This is a genomic window from Pseudomonas sp., from assembly GCF_030147005.1.
In the GTDB taxonomy this organism is placed as follows: domain Bacteria; phylum Pseudomonadota; class Gammaproteobacteria; order Pseudomonadales; family Pseudomonadaceae; genus Aquipseudomonas.
The window spans coordinates 1-14,068 of record NZ_JASLAW010000073.1; the positions used below are offsets into that span (position 1 = coordinate 1).

General features: G+C 60.5%; 11 protein-coding genes. 6 read left to right on the plus strand and 5 right to left on the minus strand.

Annotation, left to right across the window (positions count from 1 at the left end):
* Window positions 1–143 precede the first annotated feature (143 nt).
* The 5 genes from rlmF to Q1V60_RS07130 form a co-directional block, all read right to left on the minus strand.
* Complete coding sequence (gene rlmF / locus Q1V60_RS07110) at window positions 144–1,160, minus strand: 23S rRNA (adenine(1618)-N(6))-methyltransferase RlmF (protein ID WP_300628764.1); 1,017 nt, start codon at window positions 1,158–1,160, stop codon at window positions 144–146.
* Window positions 1,161–1,397: 237 nt separating this feature from the next.
* Window positions 1,398–4,244 carry a valine--tRNA ligase gene (locus tag Q1V60_RS07115; RefSeq protein ID WP_300628765.1) on the minus strand — a complete coding sequence of 949 codons (2,847 nt, stop codon included), beginning with the start codon at window positions 4,242–4,244 and terminating at the stop codon, window positions 1,398–1,400.
* A 212-nt stretch (window positions 4,245–4,456) separates the two neighbouring features.
* Window positions 4,457–4,831: a DNA polymerase III subunit chi gene (locus Q1V60_RS07120; protein ID WP_300628766.1), complete on the minus strand. Its 375-nt coding sequence runs from the start codon at window positions 4,829–4,831 to the stop codon at window positions 4,457–4,459.
* Between the two features lie 7 nt (window positions 4,832–4,838).
* Complete coding sequence (locus tag Q1V60_RS07125; RefSeq protein WP_300628767.1) at window positions 4,839–5,267, minus strand: DNA polymerase III subunit chi; 429 nt, start codon at window positions 5,265–5,267, stop codon at window positions 4,839–4,841.
* Between the two features lie 164 nt (window positions 5,268–5,431).
* Entirely contained in the window at window positions 5,432–6,922 is a 1,491-nt protein-coding gene (locus Q1V60_RS07130) for a leucyl aminopeptidase (protein WP_300628768.1), read from the minus strand.
* A 283-nt stretch (window positions 6,923–7,205) separates the two neighbouring features.
* On the opposite strand from Q1V60_RS07130, the gene lptF reads away from it, so the two are divergent.
* The 6 genes from lptF (at window position 7,206) to era (ending at window position 13,939) form a co-directional block, all read left to right on the plus strand.
* On the plus strand, window positions 7,206–8,324 hold the full coding sequence (gene lptF / locus Q1V60_RS07135; RefSeq protein ID WP_104501796.1) for an LPS export ABC transporter permease LptF: 1,119 nt from the start codon (window positions 7,206–7,208) through the stop codon (window positions 8,322–8,324).
* Window positions 8,317–9,396 (plus strand): LPS export ABC transporter permease LptG, encoded by a 1,080-nt coding sequence (gene lptG, locus Q1V60_RS07140; protein ID WP_300628773.1) that lies wholly within the window; start codon window positions 8,317–8,319, stop codon window positions 9,394–9,396. The genes lptF and lptG overlap by 8 nt, the downstream gene beginning before the upstream one ends.
* Before the next feature lie 151 nt (window positions 9,397–9,547).
* Entirely contained in the window at window positions 9,548–11,347 is a 1,800-nt protein-coding gene (lepA, locus tag Q1V60_RS07145; protein ID WP_003210439.1) for a translation elongation factor 4, read from the plus strand.
* 5 nt (window positions 11,348–11,352) lie between these two features.
* Window positions 11,353–12,207: a signal peptidase I gene (gene lepB, locus Q1V60_RS07150; protein ID WP_300628778.1), complete on the plus strand. Its 855-nt coding sequence runs from the start codon at window positions 11,353–11,355 to the stop codon at window positions 12,205–12,207.
* 147 nt (window positions 12,208–12,354) lie between these two features.
* The gene (gene rnc, locus Q1V60_RS07155) at window positions 12,355–13,044 is read left to right on the plus strand and encodes a ribonuclease III (RefSeq protein ID WP_003188856.1); all 690 of its coding nucleotides are present in this window, start codon (window positions 12,355–12,357) and stop codon (window positions 13,042–13,044) included.
* Window positions 13,037–13,939, plus strand: coding sequence for a GTPase Era (gene era, locus Q1V60_RS07160; RefSeq protein ID WP_003234112.1), 903 nt, complete (start codon window positions 13,037–13,039; stop codon window positions 13,937–13,939). Before rnc ends, era begins: the two co-directional genes overlap by 8 nt.
* The last annotated feature ends 129 nt before the right edge of the window (window positions 13,940–14,068 follow it).

The following is a 14,068-nucleotide window of genomic DNA, read 5'->3' on the forward strand; positions in this document are numbered from 1 at the left end:
CGACTGGCTGCAGAACGGACCGGTCGAACACCCGACCGTCGATCCCGGCAGCGGGAGCAAGCTCCCGCTGGAGTGCGTAGCGCTCCCCAGGATTCTGGAGCCGCTGCGTAGCCCAGCGGGAGCAAGCTCCCTCGCCACAACGATTATCGGGCCCAGCGCTGGCGCCACATCTGCTGTTCGTTCTTGGTCTGGAAGGTCCAGGCGACGAACCGGCTTTGCTTTTGTCCCTGGGACATTTCCACCACCTGGCTTTCCAGCACGCCGGCTTTTTTCAGCGCGGTCTGGATCGCGGGCAGGTTGGAGGCTTTCGACACCAGGGTGCTGAACCACAATACCTTGTGGGCAAAATGCGCGCTCTCGGCGATCAGCTGCGTCACGAAACGCGCTTCGCCGCCTTCACACCACAATTCCGCCGATTGGCCACCGAAGTTGAGTACCGGCAGCTTGCGTTTCGGATCTGCCTTGCCCAAGGCGCGCCACTTGCGCTCGCTGCCCTTGGTGGCTTCGTCCATGGACGCATGGAACGGGGGGTTGCACATGGTCAGGTCAAAGCGCTCGGCAGGCTCCAACAGGCCCAGCAGGATGTGCTTGGGATTGGGTTGCTGGCGCAGCTGGATGACCTTGCTCAGGTCGTTGGATTGCACGATGGCCTTGGCGGCGGCTACGGCGGTTGGGTCGACCTCCGAGCCGAGGAAGTTCCAGCGGTACTCCATATAGCCAATCAGCGGGTAGACGCAGTTGGCGCCCATGCCGATGTCCAGCACCTTGACGATGGAGCCGCGCGGGATCTTGCCATCGTTGACGCTGGCCAGCAGGTCGGCGAGAAAGTGCACATAGTCGGCACGCCCCGGCACCGGCGGGCATAGGTAGTCGGCCGGGATATCCCAATGCTGGATGCCGTAGAACGACTTGAGCAACGCCCGGTTGAACACCCGCACCGCGTCCGGGCTGGCGAAGTCGATGCTCTCCTTGCCATAGGGGTTGATGATCACGAATTGCGCCAGTTCCGGCGTCGTCTTGATCAACGCCGGGAAGTCGTAACGGCCCGTGTGGCGGTTGCGCGGGTGCAGGGTGGCCTCTTTGCGCGGTACCACGGGCTTGGCCGGGGTAGCGGTTTTAGACTGCTTGCGTGGAGGTTTGGGCGTAGTGGGGGCGGTCATGTTGATTCTGGGTTTGGCTCAAAGTGGCGAGCATTGTCACACATCTTGGACCCCACCCGGTCAAATGTGGGAGCGGGCTTGCTCGCGAGAGCGCTGTGCCAGTCACGGACGCTGTATCCGATACACCGCTTTGGCGAGCAAGCCCGCTCCCACACTGACTGCGTTGCCAGCAAGAAATTGGGAATCTCCAAGCAAAAAAAGAGACCCGAAGGTCTCTTTTTTCACACGGCTTGCCCCTTACAGGCTGGAAATCCGCGCATGTTGCTCCGCCAGCTTGCCCAGGGCCTGTTCCGCCTCGGCCAACTTGGCGCGTTCTTTGTCGATCACTTCCGCCGGCGCCTTGTCGACGAACGCCGCGTTGGACAGCTTGCCGCCCACGCGCTGCACTTCGCCTTGCAGGCGCGCCATTTCCTTGTCGAGTCGGGCCAGTTCAGCGCCTTTATCGATCAGGCCGGCCATCGGCACCAGCACTTCCATATCGCCGACCAACGCGGTGGCGGACAGCGGTGCTTCTGCGTCGTCGGCCAATACGGTAATCGACTCCAGCTTCGCCAGCTTCTTGAGCAGCGCATCGTTCTCGCTGAGGCGACGCTGATCTTCGGCACTGGCGTTCTTGACGAACACGGCCAGCGGCTTGCCCGGACCGATGTTCATCTCGGCGCGGATATTGCGCGTGCCGAGCATCAGGGTCTTGAGCCATTCGATATCGCGTTCGGCGGCCTCATCGATACGTGCTTCATTGGCCACCGGCCAAGGTTGCAGCATGATGGTCTTGCCTTCGACACCGGCCAGCGGTGCCAGGCGCTGCCAGATTTCTTCGGTGATGAACGGCATGAACGGATGCGCCAGGCGCAGCGCCACTTCCAGCACGCGCACCAGGGTGCGACGGGTACCGCGCTGGCGTTCGACCGGCGCGTTTTCATCCCACAGCACAGGCTTGGACAGTTCCAGGTACCAGTCGCAATACTGGTTCCAGATGAACTCGTACAGGGCCTGCGCGGCCAGGTCGAAACGGAACTGGTCGAGCTGGCGGGTCACTTCGGCTTCGGTGCGCTGCAGCTGCGAAATGATCCAGCGGTCTGCCAGGGACAGTTCGAAGGCTTCGCCGTTCTGGCCGCAGTCTTCGCCCTTATCCAGCACGTAGCGTGCGGCGTTCCAGATTTTGTTGCAGAAGTTGCGATAGCCTTCGACGCGGCCCATGTCGAACTTGATGTCGCGGCCGGTGGAGGCCAGCGAGCAGAAGGTGAAGCGCAGGGCGTCGGTGCCGTAGCTGGCGATGCCGTCGGCGAATTCGTCGCGGGTTTGCTTCTCGATCTTTTTCGCCAGTTTCGGCTGCATCAGGCCCGAGGTGCGTTTCTGCACCAGGGTTTCCAGGTCGATGCCGTCGATGATGTCCAGCGGGTCCAGGACGTTGCCCTTGGACTTGGACATCTTCTGACCCTGGCCGTCACGCACCAGGCCGTGCACGTATACGGTCTTGAACGGCACCTGGGGGGTGCCGTCTTCGTTCTTCACCAGATGCATGGTGAGCATGATCATCCGGGCAACCCAGAAGAAAATGATATCGAAGCCGGTGACCAGCACGTCGGTGGAGTGGAATTTCTTCAGGAATTCGGTCTGCTGCGGCCAGCCCAGGGTGGAGAACGTCCACAGGCCGGAGCTGAACCAGGTGTCCAGAACGTCGTTGTCCTGTTGCAGCGCGATGTCGGCGCCGAGGTTGTGCTTGGCACGCACTTCGGCTTCGTCGCGGCCTACGTAGACCTTGCCCGACTCGTCGTACCAGGCTGGAATACGATGGCCCCACCACAGCTGACGGCTGATGCACCAGTCCTGGATGTCACGCATCCACGAGAAGTACATGTTTTCGTACTGCTTGGGCACGAACTGGATACGGCCATCTTCAACGGCGGCAATCGCCGGCTCGGCCAGCGGCTTGGTGGACACGTACCACTGGTCGGTCAGCCACGGCTCGATGACGGTGCCGGAGCGGTCGCCCTTGGGCACTTTCAGGCCGTGGTCGTCCACGCTCACCAGCAAACCGGCGGCGTCGAAGGCGGCAACGATTTGCTTGCGCGCTTCGAAACGGTCGAGGCCGGCGTATTCGGCCGGGATCTTGCCGTCGACGCTGTCGTTCAGCGTGCCGTCCAGGTTGAACACCTGGCAGGCCGACAATACGGCGGCATTCTTGTCGAAGATGTTGAGCAGCGGCAGGTTGTGGCGCTTGCCGACTTCGTAGTCGTTGAAATCGTGAGCCGGGGTGATTTTCACGCAGCCGGTGCCGAATTCAGGGTCGCAGTAGTCGTCCGCGATGATCGGAATGCGGCGGCCGACCAATGGCAGCTCGACGAACTTGCCGATCAGCGCCTGATAGCGCTCGTCGTTCGGGTTAACTGCAACGGCGGCGTCGCCGAGCATGGTTTCCGGACGGGTGGTGGCGACGATCAGGTAGTCGTTGCCTTCAGCGGTCTTGGCGCCGTCAGCCAGCGGATACTTGAGGTTCCACAGGAAGCCTTTCTCGTCGTGGTTTTCCACTTCAAGGTCGGAAATCGCCGTGTGCAGCTTGGTGTCCCAGTTGACCAGGCGCTTGCCGCGGTAGATCAGGCCGTCTTCATGCAGGCGCACGAAGGCTTCTTTCACCGCCTCCGACAGGCCGTCGTCCATGGTGAAGCGTTCACGGCTCCAGTCCACGGAAGAACCCAGGCGACGGATCTGACGGCTGATATTGCCGCCGGACTGGTCTTTCCATTCCCAGATTTTCTCCAGGAATTTCTCGCGACCCAGGTCGTGACGGTTCTGGCCGGTGGCTTCCAGTTGGCGTTCCACCAACATTTGGGTGGCGATACCGGCGTGGTCGGTACCCGGTTGCCACAGGGTGTTACGGCCCTGCATGCGACGGAAGCGGATCAACGCATCCATGATCGCATTGTTGAAGCCATGGCCCATGTGCAGGCTGCCAGTGACGTTCGGCGGCGGGATCATGATGGTGTACGAGTCGCCCGCACCTTGTGGGGCGAAATAGTTCTCGGACTCCCAGGTGTTGTACCAGGAAGTTTCGATAGCGTGGGGCTGGTAGGTCTTATCCATGCGCGGCGGGACCCTAGTTGGCATTTATTCAGGAAAGCCGGCAAGTATAACGGGGGATAGGGCGCAGGGCGAGGCGAAGACAGGCTTGAGTGTATGGAGGATAAATGTGAGAGCGGGCTTGCTCGTGAAAGCGCTGGGTCAGTCACACCAACCAGGTCTGACAGACCGCTTTCGCGAGCAAGCCCGCTCCCACAGGGGGATCAGTGCCCGATTCAGTTTTGGTACTGGCTGAGCAACCGCTCCATTCGCGCATCCAACCGACGCTTGATCTCGGTTTCGATATGCGGAGCAAAGTCGTCGATCACGTCCTGCATGATCAATTGCGCGGCGGCGCGCAGTTCGTTGTCCAGGTGCAGCAGCAAGGCGTCGGGGGCTTTTTCTGCGGCGGGCGCGGGCTCTGCCGCCACCGGCTGCGTTGCAGCAGGCTTGTTGCCGACCATGTCGAACAACAGCGGAATCTGTACCTCGCCCTCGACCGATTCGGTCAACAGCGGCGGTTGCAAGTCATCATCACCCAGCAACTGACGGATCGACTCGAGGTCGTCCAGCAGGTGGTCGTCTTTTTTCATCGGGTTGGGCGTGTCCATCATCTACTCAAAGTCGTTGTAGCCGGTGATCCTGCAGAGGATAGCCCTGTTCGCGGTAGAAACGGAAACTCTCCCGCGCGGCCTGACGAATAGCCGGATCTTCCACCACCACCTCCGCCACACGGGCGAATGACTTGGCGAAGGCCGGTACTTTCAGGTCGAGGTTGACCAGCAGGTCGTGGTGATCGCCGCAACTGTCGCCCAAGCCCAGCACTATCAAGCTGTCGGGTTCTGATTCGGCGGGGCCGTGGGGCACGAAGCTTTCGCCCTTGAAGCGCCACAGGCGGGCATCGAGGTCCTCGCGTTGCGCGGCATCGCTGCAGTGCAGGTAAATGCGATGGCCCATGCGCCAGGCTTTTTCGGTGAGCTTGCAGGCAAAGTCCAGGCGCGCGGACGGGTCGGCGCTGGGCAATATATAGAAATCGACTTGGGTCATTGCGGTTCCTGAGACCGGGACGGCGTGAAAACCGTCCCGGAATTTGTAGGCGCGAGCTTGCTGTGGCGAGGGCGCTTGCTCCCGTTGACTGCGCAGCAGTCTCCGGCTTTCGCACCCCAGCGCAAGCAAGCTTGCTCGCCACAGCAAGCTCGCTCCCTACAGGGTTAGGCTTTGGCGCGATCGAGCAGGTATTGGGTCAGCAGCGGTACCGGGCGACCAGTGGCGCCTTTGTCCTTGCCGCCGCTGGTCCAGGCGGTGCCGGCGATGTCCAGGTGCGCCCAGTTGAAGTTCTTGGCGAAACGCGACAGGAAGCATGCTGCGGTGATGGTGCCGGCTTTCGGACCACCGATGTTGGCGATGTCGGCGAACGGGCTGTCCAGTTGCTCCTGGTACTCATCGAACAGCGGCAGTTGCCAGGCGCGGTCGTCGGCGGCCTTGCCGGCGCTGAGCAGTTGCTCGATCAACTCGTCGTTATTGCCCAGCAGGCCCGAGGTGTGGGCGCCCAGGGCAACCACGCAGGCACCGGTCAGGGTGGCGATGTCGATCACCGCTTGCGGTTTGAAGCGTTCGGCGTAGGTCAGCGCGTCACACAGCACCAGGCGGCCTTCGGCGTCGGTGTTGAGGATTTCCACGGTCTGGCCGCTCATGGTCGTGACGATATCGCCCGGGCGGGCAGCGCCACCGCTCGGCATGTTCTCGGCGCAGGCCAGGATGCACACCAGGTTGACCGGCAGCTTGAGTTCCAGCACGGCGCGCAGGGTGCCGAACACGCTGGCGGCGCCGCCCATGTCGTACTTCATCTCATCCATGCCGGCGCCCGGCTTGAGGCTGATGCCGCCGGTGTCGAAGGTGATGCCTTTGCCGACCAGAACGTAAGGCTTCTCGGACTTCTTGCCGCCGTTGTATTGCATCACGATCAGGCGTGGCGGCTGGTCGCTGCCCTGGCCCACGGCATAGAACGAGCCCATGCCCAGTTCCTTGATCTTTTTCTCGTCCAGCACTTCGACCTTGAGGCCCTTGAACTCTTTGCCCAGCGCCTTGGCTTGCTCGCCCAGGTAGGTTGGGTGGCAGATGTTCGGCGGCAGGTTGCCCAGGTCGCGGGTGAACGACATGCCATTGGCGATTGCCGTTGCGTGCGTCACGGCGCGCTCGACTTCAGCCTGGGCGGCCTTGATGGTCAGCAGCGTGATTTTCTTCAGCGCGCGGGGTTCGGCTTTCTGGCTCTTGAACTGGTCGAACACGTAGCCGCCGTCCAACAGGCTTTCGGCCAGCAGGCGGGTCTTGCCGTAGCTGTCACGGCCCTTGATGACGATTTCATCGAGTGCCAGTGCCGCGTCGCCGCCGCCCAGGCCTTTAAGCGTGGTGAGGATGGTGCTGATGATCTTGCGGAACGGACGGTCGCCCAGTTCGTCGTCTTTGCCCACGCCCACCAGCAATACGCGCTCAGCCTTGAGGTTCGGCAGGCTCTGCAGCAGCAGGCTCTGGCCGACTTTGCCCGCCAGGTCGCCGCGCTTGAGTACGGCGCTGATGGCGCCGCCGCTCAGTTCATCCAGTTGCTTGGCGGCGACGCCGAGTTTGCGGCCTTCGCCGACAGCGACCACGAGGGTGGCGGTTTTCAACGTTTCGGGGCTAACGCTTTTTACAACCAATTCCATTTTCGGGTCCCTTATAAAGGTCGGTGAGCCTGGCATGTGTACCCAGGCTTTAAAGCTTGGCAGCGTTGTAAACCGCCAGCGACAAAGGCCGCAGTTTGAACCTCGCAGGCGAAGCCTGACAACCCTCGAAGCACGCTTTGTGCATGTGCGTGAGGTTGCGCAGTGACAGGCGCTGTCAATCACAGGATAATGCGCCATCTTTTTAGCCGGCCCGTGTAAACGGGTCGACTCGGTATGCTTGCTTGTTTGGCCGCCTTAGCCTGACAACCCTGGAGTGTCTGGTTTGATCGTCTTCCGTTATCTATCCCGCGAAGTCCTGTTGACCCTGAGTGCCGTGAGTGCGGTATTGCTGGTCATCATCATGAGTGGTCGTTTCGTCAAATTCCTTGCGCAGGCCGCCTCCGGCGCCCTGGATCCAGGCTCGCTGTTCCTGATCATGGGCTTTCGCCTGCCGGGCTTTTTGCAACTGATCCTGCCCCTCGGCCTGTTCCTTGGCATCCTGCTGGCTTATGGCCGGCTGTACCTCGAAAGCGAGATGACCGTGCTGTCGGCCACCGGCATGAGCCAGCAGCGTCTGCTGGCGATGACCATGGTGCCGGCCGCCGGCGTTGCCCTGGTGGTGGCTTGGTTGAGCCTGAGCCTGGCGCCTCAGGGGGCCATGCAATTCCAGCTGCTGCTGAACAAGCAGGACGCCATGACCGAGTTCGACACTCTCGAGCCCGGCCGTTTCCAGGCGCTCAACGACGGCACGCGCGTAACCTATACCGAAGAAATGACCGAAGACCGTTCCAACCTGAGCGGTGTGTTCATTTCCCAGAAAAACCTCGGCAAGGACCAGAAAGACCGTGGCATCTCGATTCTGGTAGCCGACGGCGGACGCCAGGAAGTGCGCCCCGACGGCAGCCGCTACCTGATCCTGGACAACGGCTATCGCTACGATGGCAGCCCGGGTTTGGCCGATTACCGGGTGATCAAATACGACACCTACGGCGTCATGCTGCCCAAACCCGATATCAGCGAGGAGGTCACCGACCGCGATGCGCTCCCGACCGCGTCGCTGTTCGGTAGCCAGGAACTGCGCTCCATCGCCGAGCTGCAATGGCGCCTGTCCCTGCCGCTGCTGGTGTTTATCGTGACCTTGATGGCCGTGCCGCTGTCGCGGGTCAACCCACGTCAGGGGCGATTCCTCAAGCTGCTGCCGGCGATCCTGCTGTATATGGCTTACCTGACCATCCTGATCTCCGCTCGTGGTTCCCTGGAGAAGGGCAAGTTGCCGCCTGCCCTGGGCCTGTGGTGGGTACACGGGATTTTCCTGGTGATCGGCCTGGGGCTGCTCTACTGGGAACCTATCCGTTTGAAAATGAAGAGCCGTCGTGGCCTGAAGGAGTTGGCTCGTGGCTAAGCTCGATCGCTACATTGGTAGCAGCGTACTGATCGCCATCCTGGCGGTGTTGGGCATTATTCTCGGCCTGGCCTCGCTGTTTGCTTTCATCGATGAAGTGGGCAACGTCACCGATACCTATACGGTCATGGACGTTTTGAGCTTCGTGGCGCTGACCGCGCCGCGTCGTCTCTACGACATGATGCCGATGGCCGGCTTGATCGGTTGCCTGATCGGCCTCGGTACCCTGGCCAGCAACAGCGAATTGACCATCATGCGCGCGGCGGGCGTGTCCATCGGCCGTATCGTCTGGGCAGTGATGAAGCCAATGCTGCTGTTGATGGCCTGCAGCGTGCTGATCGGCGAATACGTCGCGCCACCGTCCGAAGCCACCGCCCAGGCCAATCGCGCCCTGGCCCAGGGTTCGGGCGATGCGCAAAGTTCCAAGCACGGCCTGTGGCACCGCCAGGGCGACCAGTTCATCCACATCAACGCCGTGCAGCCTGGCGGGCTGTTGATCGGGGTGACGCGCTACACGTTCGACAAAGAGCGGCACATGCTGAGCTCCAGTTTCGCCAAGCGCGCGCAATACGATGGCGCGCAATGGCAACTGAGCGACGTCACCACCACGCTCTTCCACAACGTGGGCCAGGGCGTCAACGCCAGTACTGAAGTGGTCAACGCACCCACCCAGGCATGGGACATCGCGCTCAAGCCGGAACTGCTCAATACAGTAATCATGGTCCCGGAAACCCTGCCGATCTCGGGCCTTTGGAGCTACATCCACTACCTCAAGGACCAGGGCCTGAACAATGGCCGCTACTGGCTGGCGTTCTGGGTCAAGGTGTTGCAACCGGTGGTTACCGCCGCGCTGGTGCTGATGGCGATCTCCTTTATCTTCGGTCCGTTGCGTTCCGTGACCCTCGGTCAGCGGGTATTCACCGGGGTGCTGGTGGGCTTTACTTTCCGCATCGCCCAGGACCTGTTGGGGCCTTCGAGCCTGGTGTTCGGCTTTTCGCCGTTGTTCGCGGTGCTGGTGCCGACGTTTATCTGCGCCGTCGCCGGGTTCTGGTTGCTGCGCCGAGCCGGTTGATTGCTCGCTTATGCATAAAAAATGCCCCGCTTATCCAAGCGGGGCATTTTTGTTCTGGTCAGCAAAGATGACGTCTGGCCCGAGCATCAGGTACAATTCCCGGCTATTTTTCAGCGGGCAATCTGCCTGCAGCCTTTTTGAGTGTTGATCCGTGAGTGATTTGAGTCATATCCGCAATTTCTCCATCATCGCCCACATTGACCATGGTAAGTCGACGCTGGCCGATCGATTCATCCAGATGTGCGGCGGCCTTGCCGAGCGTGAAATGGAAGCCCAGGTACTGGATTCCATGGATCTCGAACGCGAGCGCGGGATCACCATCAAGGCCCACAGCGTCACGCTGTACTACACCGCCAAAGACGGTATCAAGTACCAGCTCAACTTCATTGACACCCCAGGCCACGTCGACTTCACCTATGAAGTCAGCCGTTCCCTGGCCGCCTGCGAAGGCGCGCTGCTGGTGGTGGACGCGGGGCAGGGCGTTGAAGCCCAGTCCGTGGCCAACTGCTACACCGCCATCGAGCAGGGCCTGGAAGTCATGCCGGTGCTGAACAAGATCGACCTGCCCCAGGCCGATCCGGACCGCGTAAAAGAAGAAATCGAAAAAATCATCGGCATTGATGCCACCGACGCCGTCGAGTGCAGCGCCAAGACTGGCCTGGGCGTCGATGAAGTGCTCGAGCGCCTGGTCAAGACCATCCCCGCGCCGACCGGCAATTACGAAGATCCGCTGCAAGCGTTGATCATCGACTCCTGGTTCGACAACTACCTGGGCGTTGTTTCCCTGGTGCGCGTGCGCCACGGCCGTGTGAAGAAGGGCGACAAGATCCTGGTCAAATCCACCGGCAAGATCCACCTGGTGGACAGCGTCGGCGTATTCAACCCCAAGCACACCGCCACCACTGATCTGAAAGCCGGCGAAGTGGGCTTCATCATCGCCGGTATCAAGGACATCCACGGTGCGCCGGTCGGTGACACCCTGACCCTGAGCTCCACGCCGGACGTCGACGTGCTGCCCGGCTTCAAGCGCATTCAGCCGCAGGTCTACGCCGGCCTGTTCCCGGTCAGCTCCGATGACTTCGAAGACTTCCGCGAAGCCCTGCAAAAGCTGACGCTTAACGATTCGTCGTTGCAGTACACCCCGGAAAGCTCCGACGCCCTGGGCTTCGGCTTCCGTTGCGGGTTCCTCGGCATGCTGCACATGGAGATCATCCAGGAGCGCCTGGAGCGCGAATACGACCTGGACCTGATCACCACCGCGCCAACGGTTATTTTCGAACTGGCGCTGAAGACCGGTGAAACGATTTACGTCGACAACCCGTCCAAGCTTCCAGACCTGTCTTCCATCGAAGACATGCGCGAACCGATCGTGCGCGCCAATATTCTTGTGCCGCAGGAACACCTGGGCAACGTCATTACACTGTGTATCGAGAAGCGTGGCGTCCAGCACGACATGCTGTTCCTCGGCACCCAGGTGCAAGTGACCTACGATTTGCCGATGAACGAAGTGGTCCTGGACTTCTTCGACCGTCTCAAATCCACCAGTCGCGGCTATGCTTCGCTGGATTACCATTTCGACCGGTACCAATCGGCTAATCTGGTGAAACTGGATGTGCTGATCAACGGCGACAAGGTTGATGCCCTGGCACTGATCGTGCACAAGGACAATGCGCACTACAAAGGTCGCCAGTTGACCGAGAAGATGAAAGAACTGATTCCGCGCCAGATGTTCGACGTTGCGATCCAGGCCGCCATTGGCGGGCAGATCATTGCGCGGACCTCCGTCAAGGCACTCAGAAAGAACGTACTGGCCAAATGCTACGGTGGCGACGTCAGCCGTAAGCGCAAGCTGCTTGAGAAGCAAAAGGCCGGTAAAAAACGCATGAAGCAAGTAGGTAACGTGGAAATTCCACAGGAAGCCTTCCTTGCGGTGCTCAGGTTGGATAGTTAGGTCCTATGTCGCTAAATTTCCCGCTGTTGCTGGTCATCGCCGTTGCCGTTTGCGGCCTCCTGGCTCTGCTTGATCTGGTGTTCTTCGCCCCGCGTCGGCGGGCGGCTATCGCGTCCTATCAGGGCAGCGTCAGCCAGCCCGATGCGGTGGTGGTCGAGAAGCTGAACAAAGAGCCCTTGCTGGTTGAATACGGCAAGTCGTTCTTCCCGGTGTTGTTCATCGTGCTGGTGCTGCGTTCGTTCCTCGTGGAGCCGTTCCAGATCCCGTCGGGGTCGATGAAACCTACCCTGGACGTGGGCGACTTCATCCTGGTGAACAAGTTTTCCTACGGGATCCGCTTGCCGGTGATCGACAAGAAAGTCATCCAGGTCGGTGATCCGCAGCGCGGTGATGTGATGGTGTTCCGCTACCCGAGCGACCCGAACGTCAACTACATCAAGCGTGTGGTCGGCCTGCCGGGCGACGTGATCCGCTACACCAGCGACAAGCGCCTGTTCATCAATGGTGAGTCGGTGGCCGAGAAACTGCTGGGTGCCGAGCCCAACACGTTGGGCAGCGCCGAGTTGTACCAGGAAAAACTCGGCGCAGTAGAGCACCAGATCCGCAAGGAAATGAGCCGCTACCGTGCGATGCCCGATGGCCAGTGGAAAGTGCCTGCCGGGCACTACTTCATGATGGGCGACAACCGCGACAACTCCAATGACAGCCGCTACTGGGATGACCCCAATATTCCCAAGGATCTGCTGGGCATGGTGCCCGACGAGAATATCGTCGGCAAAGCCTTCGCGGTCTGGATGAGTTGGCCGGAACCCAAGCTCAGCCACCTGCCGAACTTCTCGCGGGTGGGGCTGATCAAGTAATACAGGCGGCGCTGTGATCACAGCGCCGAATGCTTTTCTGGGGCTTGGACATTTTCCGATGCCCTGCTGCACCAATCAGGATTTGAATTTGAACACTGCGTCAATCGTCGATGGCCGCCGGTGCCACCAACTAGATATGGATAAACCGTGACCGTTTCTCTAAGTCGTCTCGAGCGCCAGCTCGGCTACACCTTCAAGGACCAGGAGTTGATGGTCCTTGCTCTCACACACCGCAGCTTTGCAGGGCGCAATAACGAGCGCCTGGAATTTCTCGGTGACGCCATCCTCAATTTCGCCGCTGGCGAGGCGTTGTTCGAGCGTTTTCCTCAAGCGCGCGAAGGCCAGCTTTCGCGTCTGCGGGCGCGCCTTGTGAAAGGCGAGACCCTGGCCGTGCTCGCTCGAGGTTTCGGCCTGGGCGAGTACCTGCGGCTGGGCTCCGGTGAACTGAAAAGCGGCGGTTTTCGTCGCGAGTCGATCCTGGCCGATGCCCTGGAAGCATTAATCGGTGCGATCTACCTCGATGCGGGGATGGAAACGGCCAAGGAGCGCGTCGTCGCATGGCTGGCTTCGGAAATCGAGAGCCTGACGCTGGTCGACACCAACAAAGATCCCAAGACCCGCCTGCAGGAATACCTGCAGTCCCGCGGTTGCGAACTGCCACGCTACGAAGTGGTGGATATCCAGGGTGAGCCGCATTGCCGCGTGTTCTTCGTGGAATGTGAAATCACCTTATTGAACGAAAAAAGCCGAGGTCAGGGTGTGAGCCGTCGTATTGCCGAACAGGTAGCGGCCGCTGCAGCACTGATTGCCCTGGGCGTGGAGAATGGCCATGACTGATTCAACCGCAACACGCTGTGGCTATGTTGCCATCGTCGGCCGCCCCAACGTGGGCAAGTCCACGCTGCTTAACCACATCCTCGGCCAGAAGCTCGCAATCACCTCGCGCAAGCCGCAGACCACCCGTCACAACATGCTGGGCATCAAGACCGAAGGCAGCGTGCAGGCGGTCTATGTGGATACCCCTGGCATGCACAAAGGCGGTGAAAAGGCGCTTAACCGCTATATGAACAAGACCGCTTCGGCGGCGTTGAAAGACGTCGACGTGGTGATTTTCGTGGTTGACCGCACCAAGTGGACCGACGAAGACCAGATGGTCCTCGAGCGCGTGCAGTACGTCACCGGCCCATTGATCGTCGCGTTGAACAAGACCGACCGTATCGAAGACAAAGCCGAGCTGATGCCGCACCTGACCTGGTTGCAGGAACAACTGCCGAATGCCCAGATCATGCCGATCTCGGCGCAGCATGGCCACAACCTCGAAGCCCTGGAGCGCGTGATCGCCGGCTACCTGCCGGAGAACGAGCATTTCTTCCCGGAAGACCAGATCACCGACCGCAGCAGCCGCTTCCTCGCCGCGGAACTTGTGCGCGAGAAAATCATGCGCCAGATGGGCGCCGAGCTGCCGTACCAGATCACCGTTGAAATCGAAGAGTTCAAGCAGCAGGGCAAAACCCTGCACATTCACGCGTTGATCCTCGTTGAACGTGACGGCCAGAAAAAAATCATCATTGGCGACAAGGGCGAGCGCATCAAGCGCATCGGTACCGAGGCGCGCAAGGACATGGAATTGCTCTTTGATTCCAAGATCATGCTTAACCTGTGGGTGAAGGTTAAGGGCGGCTGGTCCGATGATGAGCGTGCACTGCGTTCGCTCGGTTATGGCGACCTGTAAGACGTCCTGAGTACACCGCAGGACAAAAAATGTGGGAGCGGGGGTGCTCGCCATCGCGGTGGATAAGAAACACCAGTGTTTGCTTACCCAAAGCATTAGCGAGCAAGCCCCCGACCACCATAGGGTTGT

Coding starts and splice junctions, on each gene's coding strand:
- rlmF (WP_300628764.1), bottom strand. CDS start 1,160: ATGACCGCCCCCACTACGCCCAAACCTCCACGCAAGCAGTCTAAAACC.
- Q1V60_RS07115 (WP_300628765.1), bottom strand. CDS start 4,244: ATGGATAAGACCTACCAGCCCCACGCTATCGAAACTTCCTGGTACAAC.
- Q1V60_RS07120 (WP_300628766.1), bottom strand. CDS start 4,831: ATGGACACGCCCAACCCGATGAAAAAAGACGACCACCTGCTGGACGAC.
- Q1V60_RS07125 (WP_300628767.1), bottom strand. CDS start 5,267: ATGACCCAAGTCGATTTCTATATATTGCCCAGCGCCGACCCGTCCGCG.
- Q1V60_RS07130 (WP_300628768.1), bottom strand. CDS start 6,922: ATGGAATTGGTTGTAAAAAGCGTTAGCCCCGAAACGTTGAAAACCGCC.
- lepB (WP_300628778.1), top strand. CDS start 11,353: ATGTCGCTAAATTTCCCGCTGTTGCTGGTCATCGCCGTTGCCGTTTGC.
- era (WP_003234112.1), top strand. CDS start 13,037: ATGACTGATTCAACCGCAACACGCTGTGGCTATGTTGCCATCGTCGGC.